This is a genomic window from Psychrobacter sp. ANT_H3 (assembly GCF_027919975.1).
Lineage (GTDB): Bacteria > Pseudomonadota > Gammaproteobacteria > Pseudomonadales > Moraxellaceae > Psychrobacter > Psychrobacter maritimus.
Genome location: NZ_JAQISM010000019.1, coordinates 1 through 21602 on the forward strand (window position 1 = coordinate 1; position 21602 = coordinate 21602).

17 protein-coding genes are annotated in these 21602 nt (G+C 44.2%); 5 read left to right on the forward strand and 12 right to left on the reverse strand.

What is annotated here, in order from left to right; translation table 11 throughout:
- Positions 1 to 708: IS256 family transposase, variant Zn-binding type (locus tag PG901_RS13705; protein ID WP_442966890.1), on the reverse strand; the 708-nt coding region annotated here is incomplete at its 3' end.
- Between the two features lie 115 nt (positions 709 to 823).
- On the opposite strand from PG901_RS13705, the gene rimI reads away from it, so the two are divergent.
- A complete protein-coding gene (gene rimI, locus PG901_RS10010; protein WP_271134331.1) occupies positions 824 to 1312 on the forward strand; it encodes a ribosomal protein S18-alanine N-acetyltransferase in 489 nt (162 codons plus the stop codon).
- 64 nt (positions 1313 to 1376) lie between these two features.
- Here the strand turns inward: rimI and PG901_RS10015 are convergent, their stop codons facing one another.
- The 3 genes from PG901_RS10015 to trxB form a co-directional block, all read right to left on the reverse strand.
- A complete protein-coding gene (locus PG901_RS10015; protein WP_201562140.1) occupies positions 1377 to 1814 on the reverse strand; it encodes a MerR family transcriptional regulator in 438 nt (145 codons plus the stop codon).
- Between the two features lie 163 nt (positions 1815 to 1977).
- On the reverse strand, positions 1978 to 2820 hold the full coding sequence (gene aat / locus PG901_RS10020; protein WP_271134332.1) for a leucyl/phenylalanyl-tRNA--protein transferase: 843 nt from the start codon (positions 2818 to 2820) through the stop codon (positions 1978 to 1980).
- Positions 2821 to 3843: a thioredoxin-disulfide reductase gene (gene trxB / locus PG901_RS10025; protein WP_271134333.1), complete on the reverse strand. Its 1023-nt coding sequence runs from the start codon at positions 3841 to 3843 to the stop codon at positions 2821 to 2823. It abuts the gene before it with no gap.
- Between the two features lie 654 nt (positions 3844 to 4497).
- On the opposite strand from trxB, the gene PG901_RS10030 reads away from it, so the two are divergent.
- Together PG901_RS10030 and PG901_RS10035 are read left to right on the forward strand one after the other, a co-directional pair.
- On the forward strand, positions 4498 to 7860 hold the full coding sequence (locus PG901_RS10030; RefSeq protein WP_271134334.1) for a DNA translocase FtsK: 3363 nt from the start codon (positions 4498 to 4500) through the stop codon (positions 7858 to 7860).
- A gap of 417 nt (positions 7861 to 8277) precedes the next feature.
- Complete coding sequence (locus PG901_RS10035) at positions 8278 to 9771, forward strand: amidase (RefSeq protein WP_271134335.1); 1494 nt, start codon at positions 8278 to 8280, stop codon at positions 9769 to 9771.
- Positions 9772 to 9835: 64 nt separating this feature from the next.
- Here PG901_RS10035 and PG901_RS10040 read toward each other — a convergent pair whose 3' ends face one another.
- Both PG901_RS10040 and rlmH read right to left on the reverse strand, forming a co-directional pair.
- Positions 9836 to 10756: a DODA-type extradiol aromatic ring-opening family dioxygenase gene (locus PG901_RS10040; RefSeq protein WP_271134336.1), complete on the reverse strand. Its 921-nt coding sequence runs from the start codon at positions 10754 to 10756 to the stop codon at positions 9836 to 9838.
- A gap of 131 nt (positions 10757 to 10887) precedes the next feature.
- Positions 10888 to 11376 carry a 23S rRNA (pseudouridine(1915)-N(3))-methyltransferase RlmH gene (rlmH, locus tag PG901_RS10045; protein WP_201624147.1) on the reverse strand — a complete coding sequence of 163 codons (489 nt, stop codon included), beginning with the start codon at positions 11374 to 11376 and terminating at the stop codon, positions 10888 to 10890.
- A 324-nt stretch (positions 11377 to 11700) separates the two neighbouring features.
- Here rlmH and PG901_RS10050 point away from each other — a divergent pair, with 324 nt between their 5' ends.
- Positions 11701 to 12147 carry a DUF2147 domain-containing protein gene (locus tag PG901_RS10050; RefSeq protein WP_271134337.1) on the forward strand — a complete coding sequence of 149 codons (447 nt, stop codon included), beginning with the start codon at positions 11701 to 11703 and terminating at the stop codon, positions 12145 to 12147.
- Positions 12148 to 12290: 143 nt separating this feature from the next.
- On the opposite strand, the gene PG901_RS10055 is transcribed toward PG901_RS10050, so the two are convergent.
- The 6 genes from PG901_RS10055 to dapC form a co-directional block, all read right to left on the reverse strand.
- Positions 12291 to 12839, reverse strand: a complete 549-nt coding sequence (locus PG901_RS10055) for a DUF421 domain-containing protein (RefSeq protein WP_201562124.1) — start codon at positions 12837 to 12839, stop codon at positions 12291 to 12293.
- A 175-nt stretch (positions 12840 to 13014) separates the two neighbouring features.
- Entirely contained in the window at positions 13015 to 13545 is a 531-nt protein-coding gene (locus PG901_RS10060) for an ABZJ_00895 family protein (protein WP_271134338.1), read from the reverse strand.
- 79 nt (positions 13546 to 13624) lie between these two features.
- Entirely contained in the window at positions 13625 to 15775 is a 2151-nt protein-coding gene (locus PG901_RS10065) for a D-alanyl-D-alanine carboxypeptidase/D-alanyl-D-alanine-endopeptidase (protein ID WP_271134339.1), read from the reverse strand.
- Positions 15776 to 15993: 218 nt separating this feature from the next.
- On the reverse strand, positions 15994 to 16599 hold the full coding sequence (locus tag PG901_RS10070; RefSeq protein WP_201629493.1) for a 3'-5' exonuclease: 606 nt from the start codon (positions 16597 to 16599) through the stop codon (positions 15994 to 15996).
- A gap of 95 nt (positions 16600 to 16694) precedes the next feature.
- Positions 16695 to 18779, reverse strand: a complete 2085-nt coding sequence (locus tag PG901_RS10075) for a DUF294 nucleotidyltransferase-like domain-containing protein (protein WP_271134340.1) — start codon at positions 18777 to 18779, stop codon at positions 16695 to 16697.
- A gap of 263 nt (positions 18780 to 19042) precedes the next feature.
- Positions 19043 to 20299 carry a succinyldiaminopimelate transaminase gene (dapC, locus tag PG901_RS10080; RefSeq protein WP_271134341.1) on the reverse strand — a complete coding sequence of 419 codons (1257 nt, stop codon included), beginning with the start codon at positions 20297 to 20299 and terminating at the stop codon, positions 19043 to 19045.
- 333 nt (positions 20300 to 20632) lie between these two features.
- Between dapC and PG901_RS10085 the strand changes: the two genes are divergently transcribed.
- Positions 20633 to 21301 carry a hypothetical protein gene (locus PG901_RS10085; RefSeq protein ID WP_271134342.1) on the forward strand — a complete coding sequence of 223 codons (669 nt, stop codon included), beginning with the start codon at positions 20633 to 20635 and terminating at the stop codon, positions 21299 to 21301.
- Positions 21302 to 21602 lie beyond the last annotated feature (301 nt).

Here is a 21602-nt window from a genome sequence, read left to right on the forward strand (position 1 = left end):
GGTACTACGCTCACTCAGATAGTTTTCATGAGTTAACAACCAATAATCTAAGTGCTCTATGAAGTCAGCTTTATTAAGCTGTGTTAAGTTTAAAGTGAGCCGTCTAAGCTCAATACTTGCGATATTCTTAGGTCGACGAGTGAGATAGCGAGTTACTATTTGCACCTGATGAAACTGGCACATCTGGCAAGGGGTGTGGGTAAATAACGCACGCAGTCCTCGTCTACCATCACAGGTAATGCTTTGTATATCAACGCCTAACGATGCTAGATGATCAATTCCTTGTTTGTAGGCACTGTTGGTTTCATGACTGACTATCGCGTAGTAAAGAACGGCTTTAGTGGTATTGTCCATAAAAACCATTAAACTAAACTTACGACCGAAGTAAGTGGTGTCCATGATGATGTTAGCAGTATTCGGTCGCTTAACTTGATACTCAATCCTGACGGTGTCTAAGCGTCTTTGAATGGTTTTAAGACTACAGCTATACTTGTCAGCCAGTTGTTTGTAGGTCTGTTTTCCTTGGGTATATTCAGTCCAAAGGGTCTGGTTATTGAGTCTTTTGCCACCTAAAAACTGCCGTCTGCAAACTAGACATTGATACTGTTGTTTGCCTAGCTTGCGTCCATTCTTTTTGATGTGTTTATCACGACAAAAAGGGCAGTTTTTTGATTCATGGCGTTGATTCCTTGCAAATATAGACAGTATATAGCGTTAGACCCTACGCCAGCATGAATAATGTCCATTACACCTAAATATTTAAGCTAAAATAGCTGTAACTGAGTTTAAGTAAACTTGAATAAAAATAATAAAAGGAACCACTGTGTTTATTATCGAGAAGCTAGCAACCCATACAGCACGGCTGCAACAAACAATAGAAGCGGTCGCAGATATCGAATTGCTAGTACAGCCACACGACGCATGGACGTATCAGACGCTAGTTGAGATGCTTGCGCAAGACAGTATGCATATGCTGACGGTATATAAACAAGAAGATAAAGCCGATAATAATAAAGTAATTGGCTACTGCCTCTATCAAGTTATTTTTGAGCAAGCAGAAATATTGCGTATCGGCACCCATCCTGACTATCAGCGTCAGGGTATCGCCTCGCAAATTTTTGCACAATTAAATCAAGAGTTAATGAGCAATCAGGTAGAGAGCTTATTATTAGAGGTGCGCGCAGATAATGCGCCTGCGATTGCTTTATATGAGCAGCAAGCGTTTGCCGTGATTCATACGCGTAAAAACTATTATCAAGTGCCACATCAGCCAGCAGTTGATGCGTTAATTATGCAGCGCGTTTATGTTTAATAGTTATAATTAACGCTGATGATTCTGCTTGAAGATAAAGTCAATATGTTTGCCGGTAACTTGACTAGGGTTGTGAGGGTATTTTCTTTTTACAGATTTCAACATTGAGCTTATAGTCACTGTCTGCTTTCATGCGCTCAAGAACCTCAATACGTTCAGCCAACATCTCTATCATTAAGCCAATGGTCGCTTGCTGTTTTTTAACTTGGGCAAGTTTCTGCTGGGTAAGACTTAGCTGTAAATCAATATCGAGCTGGCCATCATAATAATCATTGAGGCTATCTTTGATTTCAGTCAGCGTAAAACCGATGGCTTGGGCGCTTTTAATCAGCTCAATACGCTCAACACACTCTGGATGAAACTCGGTATAAAGCCGTGACCCTGCTTGGCGTTTGCGAGATTTTAGTAGCCCCAGTTGGTCGTAATGACGAATGGTATCTTTGGTGGTATTGGCCTCGGTCGCCAGTGTACCAATCAATAAAAATGCGGTATCAGGTGCCATGCTAACCTCGTAAGTAAAATATTTAACTTACTTATTGTATAAATGATGATTGGAAGCGTTGTTTAAAGCTATGTTTGTTTAAAGATAGCTTGTTTAAAGTTATATTGGAAAGCGATAAATACGCTCATTTTTAAACCAAGCAATTTTGCCTTGTTAATTTGCATTATATTTTTAATTGCCACGGCTGTGGTTTATCAAGTAATGATACGGCTAGAGGTTGATGAGAGTCCTTTTGCCATTTGACTGAACGGCTGCCAATAAGGGTATCTAACTGCGCTAAAAATTCAGCACGTGGCAAGGTTTCAGCGCCCAAGCTCAACAGATGCTCATTTGGCAACTGACAGTCTACCAACTCGACCTTGCTTTGGGCACATAAACGCATCAAGCCCCAAAAGGCGAGCTTTGACGCGTTCGATGCGATATGAAACATCGATTCACCAAAATAAATACCGCCTATCTTTAAGCCATATAAACCGCCAATCAACTGCTGCTGATCATTCCAAACTTCAATGCTATGCGCAAACCCTTGAGCATGCAGCTCGGTATAAGCTTCAATCATCTCGCTATGAATCCAAGTATGTTCGCCCTCGGGCAGCGTGTCATTGTTACCGTCGCTACGCGGTAGACTACAAGCATGAATAACGTCATCGAACGCTTGATTCAGGGTTAATTGCCAACGCTCGCGACCCGCTTGCTTGCGCAGCGATTTACTGGGCTTATAGTCAGTGGGCAGCATAATACAGCGCGGCTCTGGACACCACCACGTGATAGGTTCATCGTCATTAAACCACGGAAATAATCCCCGTGCGTAAGCAGAAATCAGCGTTTTAGGCGCTAAATCTCCGCCAACGGCAACGATACCAATGCCATCAGGATCAACCATCGTAGGGTCAGGGAAGTTGTAACGCCCAAGACTTCTGATGTGTTTACGGAAGGTCTCAGGCGTTATATCAGTCGCATTAATATCGATATCAATGCGGCCGTCGTCTTTAGCAAAGTTGCTCATTTATGCTTCTTTATCAGCAGTCAATGTCGACGCATACGTATGATCGGTTGCAACCGTCTCACCGATAGCATCCAAGTATTTCTCGGCATCAAGCGCTGCCATACAGCCAGTGCCCGCAGACGTAATGGCCTGACGATACACGTGGTCGGCCACGTCACCGGCGGCAAATACGCCTTCGATACTGGTTTGAGTAGCATTACCATTTAGGCCACTATTAACAACAAGATAGCCGTCTTTCATGTCCAACTGGCCTTTGAACAACTCTGTATTTGGCTTATGACCAATGGCGACAAACATACCCATGGTATCTAATTGCTTGGTGCTGCCATCAATCATAGATTCAATGATCAGACCATTGACGCCCATATCATCGCCGACCACTTCTTTGACTTTATGGTTCCATTCGATTTTGACGTTACCGTTTCTGGCTTTCTCAAACAGCTTATCTTGTAGGATTTTCTCAGAGCGTAAACTGTCGCGGCGATGGACTAGAGTAACTTCAGAAGCGATGTTTGATAAATATAAAGCTTCTTCAACGGCGGTATTACCACCGCCAATGACGGCGACTTTTTGGTCTTTATAAAAGAAGCCATCACAGGTGGCACAAGCTGATACACCTAAACCACGGAATTTGGTTTCTGACTCTAAGCCTAAATACTGCGCAGAGGCACCCGTTGAGATAATTAGGGCGTCACAAGTATAGCTACCATTGTTACCAGTCAAGGAAAAAGGACGCTCATTAAGATTAACCTCATTGATATGGTCATAAACCAATTCAGTACCAAAGCGCTCAGCATGGGCTTTCATACGATCCATAAGCGCAGGACCGGTTAAATCATGAGCATCGCCCGGCCAGTTATCGACCTCAGTGGTGGTGGTCAGCTGACCGCCCACTTCCATACCAGTCACCATCACAGGCTTTAGGTTGGCACGTGCAGCATAAACGGCCGCGGCGTAACCGGCAGGACCTGAACCTAAAATAATCAATTTTTCGTGGCGTGGAGCCGTATTATCAGTTGCCATAAAATTTCCTTGCTAGCTATCAGAATAAAAGCGATTAGAATGAAAGATATAAAAAGTAGAATGATAAAAGTGCGTCATATAAACGACAAATATTATAAAAGATAGTCGCTAAAAGTAGCGATGAATATGGTTTTTCTCATTGCTATGTGATAATAACATAAGGGCAGATAGCAAAAAGTGCAAGTTTGCTAAAACGAATATGGGTATCATTAGAATTAAAGCATCATGAGCTTGAAAAATAGGCCTGAAAACATGCCAGCTAAAAATACGGCATCTACAAATACTGACTCTAAAAATATAATGCCTGAAAAAACAATGCCCAAAAATAATCGTATTTCTTTTAGCGCTCAGCCATTTATTACGCAAAGGTGTAGCGAATGTTCGGTTAATGAGCGCATTTTTTGCTAAACCACTGATGAATTTATTTTCTTACCCTCTTTCTTGATAACGTAGTCGCCACTACGCCTATGTATTTGTTATTATAAGAAGTTATGCAAGGGGTAGTAGTAGCTAGAGTAAGTGATTTACTTATATTGGTATATTGTCACTTATCAGCATAAAACCATTTCAGTATAGTAAGCATAACTAGCTTTATTCATAAACTGGCGACCATTTAATATTAATAACGAGTATTAACAACAAGGCAGATCTTACGTGATATCAGCACCACTTATTGAGTATTTAAAAAAGGGCATATTTACCCTGCTTGGGTTAATACTGGCGGTTTATTTATTCGTCATTTTGATGACTTATACCGGTAATGATCCGAGCTGGTCGCACATCAGTAGTGATATGACTGCCGTGAATAATATGGGCGGCGAGATGGGCGCGTGGCTGTCTGATTTGCTCTATAGCTTCTTTGGTTTTGGAGCTTGGTGGTTGCTGGCGTTTTTGGTTTATGAGTCGGTGCTGATTTGGTGGGATAACAAACCAACGTTTTGGTTATTACGCTTAGTTGCCTATGTGTTTTTGCTATTAAGTGCCAGTGCCTTGTTTGCGCAATTGGTAGCGCTGGTACAGCAAGTGGCAGATCCAATGGTGTCCGGCCTTAAAGGCGTTGCTGGTGGTATTATTGGCCTTGAGCTACAAGCACGTTTGGCACAGCTATTATCGCAGTGGGGCAGTGTGACCTTTTTAACGGTATTTGTGATAATTACCGCCACTTTTGCCTTTAATATTCATTGGCTAGCGATTTATCAAAAAATCAAAACATGGTCATGGCGTGATGCTGCGCTCCAAGATAATGATAGTGAACGCGATAAGAGACAAGCCGCGCAGACAGCGTCTGAACAACAGCAAAATGATGCAAGTGTGAGCGATGAAAAAGCGGCGGCAGCATTTGAGCAGTTACCATTAGATTTGCCAACTGCTGACCATGCAAATCATGCTCAAACAGCGGATAAAAGTGGTCGTTTTAATAACGTGTTGAAAGATTTTTTAGCGACGTCGGGTCTAGGTGCTAGCGTCAAAGCGTCCATGTCGGCTGCGGCAGCAGTGGCACAAACTGCAACCAGCAGCACAGCGCAGGATGAGCAACTACAAACGGCTTCAGCTAATGCAAGCAGTTTTAATCATGTTAACCAACAGCAAGTGTCAGCGCCTACCGCAAATCCTGTGATGGCGCCTGCGCGCAAAGTTGAACCAAGTTTTGCTTGGAATGATGCCGATACGGTCGATGATTTGTTGGCAAGTGAGGCCATTGCGGGTCAAGATACGTTTGTTTATGATGCAGCTGCTGCTTCAAACACGAACGTCCAAGGTTTCGATAAATCTGCTGCTGCGCCTAATACTTCTGATAACATTGTTAATGATGCTGCTGATCAAGATGAAATGACAGAAAGCGTTGATAGTTTAGCAGTCGATAGCTCAGCAGTTGATAGCTTAGTTGATGCTTGGCTAGCAGAACATGCGGCGGTCCCAGTAGCGCCTAAGTTAGAAGAAGATAAAACCTTGATTGAAACGCCTGTATTAGACACCTCGTTTGATACCGCAGCACAGGAACAGAAAGCTGATCACTCATTAAATGTTAATTCATTAAATAATGTGATTGATGACTCAATAGATGACCTTTCTGAAACTTGGTCTATCGAACAACCCGATTCTTCTTATGATACTGAGCCTTTAGCTAAGCATGAAACAGTCAGTACATCGGCAGTAGATTTTGCTGCGCCAGTGGATGCAGTTGGTGACGTTGCTAAAGTTACTGATATGACACCGACCAATACGCCGCCTGCCAATCCTAAACTCGCGCCGACAGCAGCAACTGGCATTGCAGCAACGGGTATTACAGAAACAACGGGCACTGCAGCGACAGCTAGTGTTGCACAAACAAATGCTTCGCCGGTCACCGCCACTAAACCTACGGTAAGCTTTGCGGTGCCAGAAGGCGATAGCAGTAATCATATTGCTGACATGATGCCAGAAGATGACAGTCGAGCTGACGACACTGACCTGCCTGTGATGCCGCATATTAGCGATGATGCCGCCTTCAGTCAAAAATCACGCTCGATGCAAACGGCTGCTTATCGCAGTAGCCTTACACCTATCCCTGAGATTTCTATTTTAGATAAGCCAGATCCTGACCGTAAGCCGAGCTATACATTGGCCGAGCTTGAGCAGTTGTCCGAGCTATTAGAAATCAAATTGCAAGAGTTTAATGTCAAGGCTGCGGTGGTTAATGCCATCCCAGGTCCTGTAGTAACGCGCTTTGAAGTAGAGCTTGCTGCTGGGGTAAAAGCCAGTAAAGTGACGGGTATTTCACGCGATTTGGCGCGTTCGTTATCGATGGCGTCCTTGCGTGTGGTCGAGGTTATTCCGGGTAAGCCGTATATTGGTATTGAAGTACCGAACAAGCAGCGCGAAATGGTACGTTTGATTGAGCTGTTAAATACGGAAAAATTTAACGACCCTAAAGCCCAAATCAGCATGGCGATGGGTAAAGACATCGGCGGTAATCCGATTATTACTGACCTTGCTCGTGCGCCGCATATGTTGGTCGCTGGTACCACAGGCTCTGGTAAATCTGTATTGGTCAACTCGATGCTACTGTCGATGCTGCTAAAATATACGCCGAATGAGCTGCGCCTTATTTTGATTGATCCAAAGCAGCTTGAGCTTGCCAACTATAATGATATTCCGCATCTGCTAACGCCAGTGGTCACTGATATGACCGAAGCCGCTAGTGCCTTGTCATGGTGTGTGGCGGAGATGGAGCGTCGTTATCAGCTGATGAGTTTATTAAAGGTGCGTAAACTTAACGAGTTTAATAAAAAAGTCATCGCTGCTGAAAAATCGGGCAATCCAATGCTAGATCCCTTATGGCGTCCCAATGATAGCGTCAGTATTAGCCAAGCGCCAAAGCTAAAAACCTTGCCAATGATTGTCATTGTCGCCGATGAGTTTGCCGATATGATTATGCAAGTCGGTAAGCAAGCCGAAGAGCTTATCACTCGTCTTGCACAAAAATCGCGGGCAGCAGGGATTCATTTAATGCTTGCCACCCAGCGTCCGTCGGTCGATGTCATTACTGGTTTGATTAAAGCCAATATTCCGGTGCGTGCAGCGTTACGGGTGAACTCAAAAGTAGATTCACGCACTATTCTAGACAGCGGTGGTGCCGAAGATATGCTTGGTAATGGCGATATGCTGTTTTTAGGACCAGGGCAAATTGAGCCTGACCGTGTGCATGGTGCGTATGTCAGTGATGAAGAAGTCAACCGTGTTTGTGACGCGTGGCGTGAACGCGGTGCGCCCGATTATATTGATAATATGGCGGGTAATTTTGAATTAATGAGTCCTGGCGGTGGTGCTAGTGCGGCCAATGCTTCTGGCGAAGACGACGACCTTTATAATGATGCCGTGGCATTTATCATGGAAACGCGTAAAGTATCGGCGTCTAGTATTCAGCGTAAATTTAGTATCGGCTATAACCGCGCCGCGCGTATCGTTGACTCAATGGAAGAGGCGGGACTGGTCAGCTCAATGGGAAAAAGCGGTAAGCGTGAGTTGTTAATGTAGCACTTAGATAGCATTAGATAGCATTAGATAGCATTAGATAGCAAAAAGGACGAGTGACGAAAGTGGCTCGTCTTTTTTATTGGGAAAAGATGATATAGGCGATCCGCTATAAAATGAACGCAGAGCTACTGGTATTCATTTTGCGCAGCCTCTGTCTGCGTAGGCACAGCAAGCAAGGGAAATTAATACCAGTAGCGCGTTATAATATTTGTACTTATTTCATTTAGCCATTTTTAGCCCATTTAGATGTCCATCGATTGAATTGAGGACACGCCCTAATACCCAAATGACTAATGAGTTTGTTTATCGATTATAAACAGCGGCTTTTTATACTAAACTGGTGATGGTTTATCAGATAGATAGGCATAAATTCTAAGAATACACCTTAACGCAATTACTCTCCAAGGAAGGTCAGTTATGTTTAAAGAATATACCCAATATGATGCGATAGCGTTGGCAGCATTGGTTAACGCAGGGGAAGTCAGCGCCAAAGAACTGCTCGATGCAGCAGTTGAGCAAGCCAATCAGCTTAATCCTAAATTAAACGCTATTATCCATCGTTTTGATGAGCGCGCTTATGCGGCGGCGCAAAAAGGCTTACCAGCAGGCGTATTTAACGGCGTACCTTATTTGCTCAAAGACTTATCCTTTTATTTTGCGGATGAGCCAATCACCATGGGTAGCCGTAGCGTCAATATCGTGCCTGATGCTGACAGTGAAATCGTTAAACGCATGAAAGCCAGCGGCGTAAATACTTTTGGTAAAACCAATACGCCTGAGTTTGGTTTGATTATCACCACTGAACCAAAAGCGCATGGCGCCACCCATAATCCATTTAAAAAAGGCTATAGCTCTGGTGGTTCATCGGGCGGTAGTGCGGCGGCTGTGGCAAGTGGTATCGTACCGATGGCAGGCGCGGGTGATGGCGGCGGTTCGATACGCTTTCCTGCTGCATGGTGCGGCGCGTTTGGACTCAAACCTAGCCGTGGTCGTAATCCGATGGGTCCAGCCATTGGTGAAGGCTGGGAAGGGGCGGTCGCTGACCATGTAATTACGCGCTCAGTACGGGATAGCGCAGCGATGCTAGATGCGACTAGCGGTGCGGAAATCGGTGCGCCTTTTATCATTGCCCCGCCCAATGGGACATTTTTGCAAGCAGCGATGCGCGCACCACGGCAATTAACCATTGCCCTGCATCAACAGCCATTGGTGGCCAATACCGTGGTTGATAAAGAGGTACTCGCTGTATTAGAGCAGACCGCTAAGCAGCTAGAAGCCATGGGACATCGCGTGATACCGGCTGAGCCTAATATCAATATTGAGCAGTTTTGGCATGATTTTTTAGTGGTAGTCTGCGCCCATACCGCCTTTACCATCGATTATGTCGAGCGTTGTTATGGCGCGCAGCATATCCAAAACCTTGAGCCACAAACCTATAATATGGCGATGCTCGGACGCTCATTATCCGCCGTTGATTTGGCGCATGCTAAGCATGGCTGGCATCATAGCCAATATCAAACCGGTTTATTGCTTGAAACCTACGATATGATTTTGTGCCCAACCGTACCGACCCCTGCCGTTAAACACGGCGTACTGCCGCCAAGCCGTATGGATGAGATGCTCATGCGTAGCGCAGGTTTACTAAATAAAGGCATTGATATGGGTAAATATGCCTTTAGCTCAGGCGTGATTGAAAAACTCAGCTCACCCGTACTCGGTAAAATGGCCTTTACTTTATTAGGTAATATTACAGGGCTGCCAGCAATGTCATTGCCTGTTGGGATGAGCAAAAAAGGCTTGCCAATTGGTATGCAGCTGATTGGGCGTATGAATGATGAAACGACACTATTTAGTATTGCTGGCGAGATGGAGCGCGCGGGGTTATTTACCAAACCTGCCTTTGAGAAATAGTCTTATATGCTCGCAATAATTTCTAATAAATGTATTTTATAAAAAGCGTTTTGATTAAGACAGCTTAATCAAAACGATAAATATCCATACCCAAGCTATGGTGCGCCATGCTTTGGTGTACCACAGAGACGCGTTGACCCGCACCTAAAGCGAAAAATAGCGGCAATAGGTGCTCATCGCTTGGGTGTACGTTTTGATAATTAGGATACTGCTGCCAGTCTAAGGCGCTCGGAATGTCTGTTTTGAGCTGTTGTAATAGCCAAACTTTAAAGTCTCTAGCGGTTTTATCGATACTTTCTGCTTGCCAGCGTAGTGCTTGCAAATTATGGGTGATACTTCCTGAGCCAATCAAGAGAATTTGCTCATCCCGCAATTGCGCCAGTTGCGCGCCCAATTGATAACAAGCGACACTGTTATAATGCCGTGGTAGCGATATTTGCACGATAGGGATATCAGCTTCTGGATACAGATGCAAAAGCGGTGCCCAGACCCCATGGTCACTAACACGCAAAGGGTTTACGCGGCAGGTGATACCGCGCGCCGTCAACTGCTGTGCTAAAGTTTCAGCAAGCGCTGGTTGTCCGGCGGCAGGGTATTGCAACTCATACAGCTCAGGTGTAAAGCCGGAAAAATCATGCCAAGTTTTAGGTTGCGGATTGCTACTGATTTCAAGCTTTGCCGACTGCCAATGCGCCGACATAATGATAATAGCGCGCGGCTTAGGTAAATTTTGCCCGATACGTGCTAGCGCGCTGGTTGTCGCTGACTGCTCGATTGCAAGCGTCGGCGCCCCATGCGAGATAAATAGTGCGGGCAATTTTGGTCGCTTCGATACTGTCGCTGCCCTCGATATCGCAGGTCCATCTGCCCAAGCAGCCGCTGCCGTGATAGGCGTCGGCTTTGAGTTCGTTAGATGTTGGCGTTTGGCATCAATATTCGGATGAGCGCTGAATGCTTTAGGTACTGCAGGTTTAGGATGTTTCATGTAGCATGTATTAGGGCGCGCGCCTATATTTCAATCTGTTTTGCGATTACGATTACTCATTGTTTTTTAGGTAACGCAGTTACTCTTCTATAGCAAATAAACAATCTTTGTAAGCGTTTTAATTACTACTTTTAATTACCGCGATGATAAGGGTGATTGTGATTGATACTCATCGCCCGATAAAGCTGCTCCATCAGCACCACGCGCACCAGCGGATGCGGTAGGGTCAGCGCGGATAACGACCATTTTACATCGGCTTTTGCCAATACTTCTGGCGATACGCCGTCAGCACCGCCGATGACTAGGGCAATATCGTCGCCTTGCTGCATGCCATCGGCCAATTTATCGGCCAACTGTTCGGTAGAGAGCATTTTACCTTTGACATCCAGCACCCAAAGTTGCTCACGCCCTCCTGCCGCATGGGCGGCTAATATCGCCTGACCCTCTTGCTCGCGGTATTGCGCCAAATTGGCATCTGACGGATTTTTGGCACGTTTTGCCGCCGCAATTTCTACAATTTCGGTGCTAAGCATCGGCTGAATACGTTTGAAGTATTCATCAAAACCGGTTTGTACCCACTTGGGCATTTTATTACCGACGGTTAATATTCTTACTTTCATAATACATACCACTTTGATCATTGAGTAAATGTAACAAAAGAATTCTGCGCTTAAGTTATTGTAACAAACAGACCTTTTACAACGCATAATTTTGTGCTTTACTAGCATTCGACAAACAGTTGTTCTTTATTTTGCTGGTTTTCGCTTATCATTATTAAACACTGCGCTATAAAATAGTGGCAGAACGTTAAAAGCAATAAAGTAAATGAACGAGTAATGACCCAAGCTATAAAACCAGTCATAAAATAACGAGCAACACTGTGAGGTCTTTATGATAAACCAAAAGACAGTTTGAAACATTTTTTTAAACGAAAGGAGTCGTTCATGAAACGCACTATATCAAGTCTAATTGTCCTTAGCGCAGGCGCGCTGCTCTCTACTTCTGTGTTTGCTGTTTCGTTAAATGGCACGCAATGGCAAACCATCGATGATAAAACCGGCGAAAAAAAGGCCGTCATTCAGTTAACGGAAAGCGGCGGTAAAGTGTCAGGGAAAATCATTAAAGTGCTGAATAAAGAAAAGGCGGATGCGCTTTGTACCAAATGTCCTGGTAGCCTAAAAAACAAACCGGTTGAAGGCTTACAGATACTCTCAGGCTTAAAAGCGGATGGTAATAACCAATGGAGTGATGGCAAGCTGGTCGACCCTGAATCCGGTAAAACCTATTCTGGCAAATTGACCCTAAGTGATAATGGTCAAAGTTTAAAGCTCCGCGGCTTTGTCGGTACCCCAGTCTTTGGTCGTTCGCAAACGTGGCAGCGTATTAAGTAGTTTCCGCACTAGGATTGTTATTGATAAATAACGATTATAGCGGTTAGTAAGAATTGAAGTTAAAAGAAAAGGATAGTCGGTTTATAGCGGCTATCCTTTTTTATACTTTCAGTTTCAGCAATCTTTAAATTTTGCCAATTATTTTACATAAGTGGGGCGATGGTTTCTGATACCGTGTTTTCTTCGCTTTGATGATTGTCATTGTTATCAGAAGAGGTAGGTTTTGGAATAATGGTCAGCTGAGCATCCGATTCAAAAACGATCGCCTCGACATCATCGAAGCTATTCACCCCTTCAGAACGCATGGCACATTCAAGCTCTTGACGGGTCAAGCGCTCAGCACGCATCGCATCAGGTAAAAACTGCCCTTGATAAAAGACAATACGCGGCTCGGATAAAATAAAGCTGCTAAATTGCGGTGAAATAGAGGCGTATTTGGTGACCAAAAACTGCATGACATACAGCACCAAGATAGAAGAGATACCTTCGATAAGTGGAATGTCTTTAAGCAAAATGGTGCTGGCACCGAGTGAGCCAATCATCACGGTGACAATCCAATCAAAGTTATTAAGCTGCGAAGTGGAGCGTTTTCCAGAGACTTTAGTGATGATAACAATCAAAACGTAAACCGTTACCGCCGTCAGCACGATACGTCCGAGCTTGTCTATATTGTCGAAAAAAAGCATGTCCATTGCTTGAGCTCCTATTGATTATTTATGTCACTTAAATACTACTTAACATGAAACCTTATAGAAACAGCGTACCGTAATTTACTCATGCGTAGGACAAAAACTTTGTATGCGCTTGGATAGTGATAAATAGGTAAAGCTATCGGCTGTTTAAAAGCGCTAAGTATTTCAATAATAATTAAATGGTTTTGCGCTTAGGGTCAAGTAAGTGATTGACGGCCCAAATGCTAATGCGCGCACTGACTAAGCTCAGCACCAGTATCATGACCAATGCTGAAAGCAGGGGTAGTGGCTGCTGCATGCTCATCTCCATCAACACTTCACGGCTCACCGCATCAAATAAGAAAAACCAGATACCCAAGAAATAAATAATCGTCAGTAGCCAAACCACTGCAACGCCGCCAAACATTAAGCGGTTAATCTCGCCTCTATCTAGCGCGCGCTGCTGATGTTTGATAAATTTATGCACGGCAATATAAGCGCCGATGACGATAGAGATGACTGTGACCAGCTGCGAGTTTAAGGCAAGTTTGGTTTGAATCATCATGAATATGGCGCTAGCTAAAATATAACCAACGGCAAAAAAACCAACATATTGCGTCATTTTAGGTTGAGTGGCTTTTGGGTTTGATAGCGGTGTCTTGCTTCCCGACTGACTAGCTCCTGACCTACTCGGAGACTTGCTAAGCTGCGTTGGTTTACGTGACATAAAATGACCTTTATAAAGGGGTGAGCATAGGGTTTTTAAAACAAATAGCGCTAGAAAAATAGCAGCTAATACACCATTATCAATGCTGCGCCGTCCAATCAAGCATCGCATCTAATACGGGTCTGGCAGTATAAGCGTTGAGCGCTTGGTCGCTATTAATCAATCCGACCACTACATAATCCTGTCCAGATAAGCCTTTAACATAGCCTGCCATCGAGGTGACGTTATTTAACGTGCCGGTTTTTATCCAAGCGCGACCGATGGCTTGCGACTCAGGCAAGCGCTCGCTATGGGCGCTAATCGTACCACTGACGCCAGCGATACCTAATGAGCTTACGTAAGCATCAAAGCTTGGTTGCGCATAAGCGTAGGTTAATAGCTCACTTAAATTTTCGGCACTGATGGTGCAGTCGCGGCAAAGTCCTGAGCCATTGGTTAAATGCGGCGGCGGGCTAGTCAGCTTGGTTTGCCACCAATGATTAATCGCTTGTAGCGCTTGTGAATAATCGGTCGCTGGTGGCTGACCAAATTGATATAAGCTCGTTGCTTGCTGATGAATGACTTTATCCGTATCAGTGCTTTCTTGATTAACGTCTACTTTATTAACGCCCGCTTTATCAGTATTTACTTTATCGCTGCCAGCTTTATTAATGCTAGTGCTATTAATGCTGGCTTTATCATAAGCGCCAATAGAGAGCGCCACTTGCTCAGTCATCACATTATTAGAGAAGTGATTGATATCATAAATCTGCTGGGTAAGGTTTAAAGAGGGATAACTGACAATAGGTAACGGCGATATCGCGATAGCGGCCAGACCACGTGGCGACTTTCCTTCTTTAATGTTTTTATTAGAAAGGTAAGGTTTTCCTTGGCTGATGACTTTACCAGTTAATGTATTACCAAGCGTTTGCCATTTAGAAGCAATGACGCGGGCGGCGAAATCTTTGGCATCAGGATAGGCGACATAAAAAGCATGCTCACCGCAGCTATCGGGCAGATTGGCATTGAGCGTCAGCTGGGTCGGTTGCCACTGCGGCGCTAGGCTATAGCGCGCTTGACCGCAGGCAGCTGAGCGTATATTTATCATACTGGGCAATTGATAGTTTGCCAATTGCGGCGTATAGGTCAGCTGTGCGCGCGTATTATCTAGCGGGTAGCTTTGGATACCGATACTGCTAAAGTTAACTAAAAAACCATCAGGGCTGGCGTTATAAGGTCGTAGTGGTGAGTTATCAAAGGCAGCAGGATCTTTGCTCACATTTTTAAAGATTGCGCTATCGACAATAATATCGCCGTTAATATGGCGAATACCAGCTGCTTGCACTTTATACAGTAATTGCTGTAAGCGCTCGTGGGTCATTTTCGGATCGCCACTACCTTGAATAATCAAGTCGCCATAGAGCTTATCGCCGATGATAATGCCCGTATGATAAACGCGGGTATGCCAGACAAAGTCAGCGCCCAACGTATCTAATGCAATAAAGCTTGGAACCAGCTTCATGGTGCTGGCAGGCGTGCGCGCGATATCGGCTTGATGTCTTAATAACGGCGAGAAAGAGATTTTAATAGTGGCATTGTTAGCGGTAGCGTTGCTAGCATTTCCTTTACTACTTTTATTAGCGCTATTCTTGTCAGGATTGTTTTTATTAGGCACTGAAGATGTTGATTGGCCGTCATTTGGCAGTAGCGATGGAGTACTTTCTAAACTTTGATAAGTATAAGGGTCATCGGTATAAGCATGGAGTTGTTTTTCGTGTTGCTTAATCGTCTGTTTTTCGATAGTCACTAATGGGCTTTGATACACGGTAACTTCTTTAGGCTTATTGTTTTGAGTTACTTGTCTTTTGATGCTATTAGGGTCAGCAGAAACATTATCAACACTTAATGATTTTGGCTGGCTATCGATGTGAGAGTTGCTAATACCTTGTTTAGGACTATTAATCACCTGAATCGGCGCAGGCAAGCGACTGGCGTTTTTATCACCCACTGGGGTAATGACGATACTGATATCGGTAGCGCTTAAGTTTGCTCGGGTGAGCGCCGTTTGAATCGCTTCTGGCAGGGCAGCTTGAGCATATATTGGTGTCAACATAGCGCTGACAAATAATGCTAACGTGGATAACGTGGCTAGGTATTTGGCAGGCTGATTCAGCGAGCATAACGGCTTAATAAAAGGCGTCAATTTGGCAGTAGTAGTAGGGCGATTATTAGTTTTAGAAGTGGGTAGCATGAGCAGTCTATCATCAGGTGGCAAAAACACTCTATGGTAACATGAGTTGCTATTTTCGCGTAGGTACAGCATTTGTATAAATGCAGCGTACGGCTAAAATCTGTCAACAGGCTTAAAGGTAATGGTTTAAAAGTTTTTGAGTGGAGAATTATAAAAATTATAAATGATAATGCTTAATATGTATTTTTTTAGTATTTATCGTTTATTAGCCATCAATTTTAACGCATATGCAAAAACGCCATCGCGGTCATAATAGCATCATTATAAGCATCATGAATGCCAAGCTCAGGAATCTCATAATGCGCTAATATTTTGGTCAAATGCTGCGATTGATTGGGGTCGCCCTGAGCAAGATTGCCCATGCGCCGACTGTATAACAACCGCACATCAATGATCTTATTTGGCAATGTCGTACCCATATAGCGCTTAATCAAAGGGTTCAAAAACCCTGTATCTATCTGCGGGCAAAACCCAACTATCGGTCGATTATCAATAAAGGGCAGCAGTAAAGCGAGCATCTCATCATAGCTCATGCCGTGCTCAACATCAGCGGTACGCAAGCCATGAATCACAATGGTGTCACGGTCAGGCATGACAGGCGGTCGGCAAACCAGATGCAGACCATTGCCCGTATCGATGCTATTGCCATTGATATGAATCGCGGCGACAGACAGCAAGTGATGCTTTTTTGGATTGAGCCCCGTCATCTCGCAGTCAATCGCTACCCATTCATTAGCCAAAGGTTTATCAAACATTGATGCCAGCTCAGGGCGCTGCAAATGTGTCTTTTGCCAATGAGAAGATAATTGTTTTAGCCAACTCATTTTATTTTTACTCCCTTTTTTTGTTTACTGGCTGACTGAATGGTTCTGATTGTAATGGTGCTAATTAAATGGTCCTGAGTAATCATGGCATACTTCTAACCAAATTCCAGTTGATAATGCCGACTGAGCTGACCTTTAAAACTTTTGACCACGGCCAAACACTCTTTTAATAAATCTCGCTCAAGGGCAGATAAAGTTGTCGGATCGACGTGCCGCGCATACTTATCATCTGTCAATAGGGCAACGGATAAACGCTGCGCCATAAAAAACTCTAACGCCTCAAGCAGAGTATCAGCACGCTGCTGGGTCAAGGCACGCGCTTGCACCAAGGCTTTCAGCCGTCCTTTACTACTGGGCGCATCAAAAATATCGTTTTCTAATGCCAAAGTACGAATACCATGCACCAATGGGAAAATACCGGCTTTTTTAAGGTCGATATCATAAGAGCTAGGTTTGCCGCTAAGTAACGGCACAAACTTTTGCCACCATTGACCGACATCGCCAAATTGTAGAGCAGCTCGGGCGAACTGACGTACAAACATCAGGTCTGATTGGCGGTGGGCGATTTTTAAATGTTCGCGGACATGGGTCAGCAGCGACTCATCGCCGCAGACATACTCGCCATCTAATATCGCCGACAGATAAATACTGTGTATCGGGTCGGTATTTCTAAACCATAAGCCAATCTGCGCTTCAAACTGCTTAAGCGGCTGCCGCCACATTGGATTGGTCATCATGATATTGCCATCGCAAAGCGGATATCCTAATGCGGCTAAATGATTGTTAAAGGTTTCAGCGAACTGGGCCAAATCAGGGTGGGTATAACCATCACGGATAATCAGCGCATTATCTTGGTCGGTACGCATGATTTGCTCGCCGCGACCCTCGGAACCCATGACGATAACGCAAGTATTTTTCATTACTTCATCAGGTACGATAAGTTGCCACAGCTTGGTAAAAACTTGCGCGTTAAGCGTTTGTACCATGCGGCTGACGTTACCGATTTTTACCCCATTTTGATGCTGCGCGCGAATATAGCGCCCAATAAGCTCAACCGCCGTATCTAAGCTTGGCAAGTCTTTTGCTTTTTCAATCTGAATACTAATCAGCTGCGAATGATGACCAATATGGGCGAGCATATCGCTTTGCCCAAGTACACCTGCGACTTCACCATTAGCGTCAATCACAGGCAGCCTATGGATACGGTAGCGCGTCATGGTCAATAGCGCATCGCCAATCTCATCATGAGCATCGATAGTACGCAAATTGAAGCTCGCATAACGCTGGCAAGGGGTTGTCGCCGGATTTTGTTGGTCGCTCACCGCGCGGCAGATATCGGTATCGGTCAAAATGCCTAACGTACGACCAGAGTAAGTTTTAGGGGTTTGCAAACGGCCATTATCACTGTCTAAGTTACTATTTAAATCGCTATCTAAATCATTATCTAATGTTTGCGTGTGTGCTTGTGTTTGAATAGGGCTTAATTGGTCGAGCGGTCGCACCAACACATGCTTGAGCCCCTCCTTAGTCATAATATGCGCAGCGTCGTATAGGCTGCTGGTGGCGTCGATGATATGCACCGGCAATAAGCGGACATCAATCACCGGCTGCATCATAATCTGCTGCACTTCTTGCTGCTCATTATAGCCATGGTAGCTAGCGGTACTTAAACGCTGGCTGCTACGCCGCTGCTGCAATGCTTTTAGGCGTTCGGGTAAATCCTCTGATAGTAATTGACGCACCAGATGGTTTTGCGCACTTATTTTATCAATGGTTGCGCCATTGACTTGTAGCAGCAGCGTGTCTTCGATAGCTCGAAACTCGTAGGGCGATATCGGGTTTTTACTTGGAGGTTCAGCACGGCTAAGGAGTGCGTTAGTTGGCTCGCTGCTTTCTGGCAAATCACCTTCTATAAGTGATTTTGGTAGCCGCCGACTGTCAAACCAATCGTTGCTATTAAGATGGTCGGTATGATTGCTACCTAAATAGGACGCGACAAACTCACCATCAAGCAGCTGCTCGATTTGTCCTTTGAGTACCACATAAAAGTATTGCAAATCGTCGGCAGGCAAGTACTCATCTTTAGCAAGATAACGAATTTGGGTATTTTTTTTGATACTTTGGCGTTCAGCCGCGCTTAGTACATCAAAGGGCGGCTGGGTAAAATCAAGATGGGGCATGGCATCATCCTTGATGGCATATTTAACAAAAAATTTAATAAGAAAGGTTTTACAGTTTTCCTGATACTAAATAAATAGAGAAACTGAGACGCGTTATTTTTACTATAGCATTGTTTGATAAACAGCATAGCAAGAAACCGCCAATAACCATGATAATATTGTGGTTATTGGCGGTTTCTTGGTAGTATGCTAATAATTATCAGTGGTTCTAGCGCTTAAATTGTCTTTCAACAAGCTTTTAAGCTTGTTTTTAATATGAGCTTTTAAGCGCCAAGCAATCGACGAATGCGACTGATGGCCTCGCGGCTTTCTTCAACGCTGGCAACCAAGGCAATGCGTACATAACCTTGTCCTGGATTTTCCCCATTGACCTCACGTGACAAGTAACGCCCAGCCAGCGCGTGAATATTCGCTTGCTCGTACAAGGCTTTGACAAAGATTTCGTCATCGCCATCAAACTGCTCAGGTACTTTTATCCAGAAGTAAAAACCTGCTTCTGGCATGCGTAAATCAAGTAATTCACCAAGCTCCGACATCCATAAGGCAAATTTTTCTTGGTAGAGTGCTCGATTATGCGCCACGTGCTTTTCATCTTCCCAAGCGGCGATGGAAGCAAGCTGATGCGGTATCGGCATCGCGCAGCCTTGATAAGTGCGATATTGCAAATAAGGCTGCAAAATACTGGCATCACCCGCGACAAAGCCTGAACGCAGACCGGGCAAGTTTGAACGCTTAGATAAAGAGTGAAATACCACGCAATTTTTAAAGTCATGACGACCAAGCGCTGCGCAAGCTTGCAATAGACCAATCGGCGCGCTATCAAAATACAGCTCGCTATAACACTCGTCACTGGCAATGACAAAACCGTATTGGTCCGATAAACGCAATAGGTACTCCCAATCGTCCATGGTCATCACTGAGCCAGTTGGATTGTTCGGACTACAGACAAACAATAACTGCGTGCGCGTCCAGACGTCTTTTGGTACGGCGCGGTAGTTACCTTTAAAATCATTATCAATGGTGCAAGGCATAAAGTACGGCGTCGCTTGTGCCAGTATCGTCGCGCCCTCGTATATCTGATAAAACGGATTGGGCATCACAACCGTAGGTGGTTGCGCAGATTCCGGCATTTTTTTACTGGCTGACTGATTAGAAATGCCTTCGGATAACTCGGTTGGTGTATGGTCAATCACCGCTTGCACCAAGCTAAAAATCGCCTCGCGCGTGCCCATGACTGGCAATACTTGGCTATGAGGATCGAGATGATTTAAAAAGAAGCGCTTCTCTAGCCAATGGGCGATGGTTTGACGCAGCTCGAACAGCCCGTTAGTGGTTGGATATTGGCCTATTTTGTCCAAGTTTTCGCGTAGTACGTCCAACACAAAGGCGGGTGGCTCATGTTTTGGCTCGCCAATACCCAGCTTAATTTCACTGTGGTTATGGGCTGGCGTACTGTTGGCAAGTAAAGTCGCTATCTTAGCGAACGGGTAAGGATGCAGGGTCGTTAAGTTGTGATTCATAAGGAGGCTAACTATAATGGACAATTAATAATAAAGTTATAAAGAAAAATTACATTTGAGCAGTGTAGCACTTCTCTTATTTTTTGTCTTTTTCTTCTCATGCTTATCATTGTCCATCAAAAGCAACCTATTCAAGCGATTTAGATCGGCGATGTTTGAAAGACAGCGAGTAATGACAATGCGTTTTAACAATGAGTTTTAACAATGAGTTTTGAGTCTAGGGAATTTTCATCATGCTATTAAGCATCGATAAGATTGAGCAGGTGTAACTTATTAACCAAGCAAAAAATAACTGTCAGCAGCAACGACAGATTATTTTAAGGATACTTTGATATGTCTAGTGTTTTACAAACTGATGAGCGCAGCGCTAAAGATATCAATGACAAAGATTTCGATGGGAATCAGCGTGCCGAGCTGTACGCGCAATTAGAACAACGCGAGCACGTCTGGTGGCAAGCGCGGCAGCAGCTGACGTTGTTAAAAGAAAGGCAGATGTTTTGGTTTGGCGATAATAGCTTTATGATGTGGCTGCTTTGGCAATTGGTCAGCTATGTTATTGTGGCGATGGTACTGATGCTGCTAAGCAAGCTGTTAGATATTTCGCTGCCTTTATGGCAGTATATTGGCTTATTTGCCATACAGACGCTGATTTTTATCGGGATGCTTTATTTTAAAGGTCGATTTGCCAACCATCTACAAAGCAAAATCAATCAAGCCGATGTATTGCGCGAAGAATTGCTTAATGAGATGACGATTTTGGCGGCAGATAGCCTATATCGTGATGTGCATGCCAAGGCGCCGATTTCTTTACGGCAAATCTATGAATATTACGATGGCAAGTTTCGTTTGGCAAGCTTGCAGCGCTTATTACAAAAAGAAGTGGAGGCTGGGCGCTTGATACTTGGGCAACAGCAGCTAAAAGCGCAGACATTGCCGTTAGAGCTGGCTGATGATGAGCTGAAAGAAAATGCCAGTGAGATCATCTATAAAAGTATATTATAGAGTTACGCTATTTATAAAATAGTTGATTGGATAATCTGCTTTAAAATATATGCCCTCTTTATATGAACCAGGTTTTATCTTATAAAAAAACGCTTGATAGCTATTAACTATCAAGCGTTTTTTGTCAGTGTTTAACGGTTAGATTTTTACTCTTTTAACAATAAATATTTAAGCTCAAAGAAACATAAATAAAGCACCTAAATATAAGCGCTTCAAAACAAAATCGACACCTAAAGAGTGATGTGCGACTGGTTAAATTTTCCTTGCTGGTTGTTATCACAGAGGCTACGAAAAATTCATC

Excerpts from the sequence above, each read along its gene's own strand:
- PG901_RS10065 (WP_271134339.1), bottom strand. The coding sequence starts at position 15,775 with ATGCTACCCACTTCTAAAACTAATAATCGCCCTACTACTACTGCCAAA.
- dapC (WP_271134341.1), bottom strand. The coding sequence starts at position 20,299 with ATGAATCACAACTTAACGACCCTGCATCCTTACCCGTTCGCTAAGATA.
- PG901_RS10015 (WP_201562140.1), bottom strand. The coding sequence starts at position 1,814 with ATGGCACCTGATACCGCATTTTTATTGATTGGTACACTGGCGACCGAG.
- rlmH (WP_201624147.1), bottom strand. The coding sequence starts at position 11,376 with ATGAAAGTAAGAATATTAACCGTCGGTAATAAAATGCCCAAGTGGGTA.
- trxB (WP_271134333.1), bottom strand. The coding sequence starts at position 3,843 with ATGGCAACTGATAATACGGCTCCACGCCACGAAAAATTGATTATTTTA.
- PG901_RS10070 (WP_201629493.1), bottom strand. The coding sequence starts at position 16,599 with ATGAGTTGGCTAAAACAATTATCTTCTCATTGGCAAAAGACACATTTG.
- PG901_RS10050 (WP_271134337.1), top strand. The coding sequence starts at position 11,701 with ATGAAACGCACTATATCAAGTCTAATTGTCCTTAGCGCAGGCGCGCTG.
- PG901_RS10040 (WP_271134336.1), bottom strand. The coding sequence starts at position 10,756 with ATGAAACATCCTAAACCTGCAGTACCTAAAGCATTCAGCGCTCATCCG.
- aat (WP_271134332.1), bottom strand. The coding sequence starts at position 2,820 with ATGAGCAACTTTGCTAAAGACGACGGCCGCATTGATATCGATATTAAT.
- PG901_RS10055 (WP_201562124.1), bottom strand. The coding sequence starts at position 12,839 with ATGGACATGCTTTTTTTCGACAATATAGACAAGCTCGGACGTATCGTG.
- PG901_RS10060 (WP_271134338.1), bottom strand. The coding sequence starts at position 13,545 with ATGTCACGTAAACCAACGCAGCTTAGCAAGTCTCCGAGTAGGTCAGGA.
- PG901_RS10035 (WP_271134335.1), top strand. The coding sequence starts at position 8,278 with ATGTTTAAAGAATATACCCAATATGATGCGATAGCGTTGGCAGCATTG.
- PG901_RS10075 (WP_271134340.1), bottom strand. The coding sequence starts at position 18,779 with ATGCCCCATCTTGATTTTACCCAGCCGCCCTTTGATGTACTAAGCGCG.
- PG901_RS10085 (WP_271134342.1), top strand. The coding sequence starts at position 20,633 with ATGTCTAGTGTTTTACAAACTGATGAGCGCAGCGCTAAAGATATCAAT.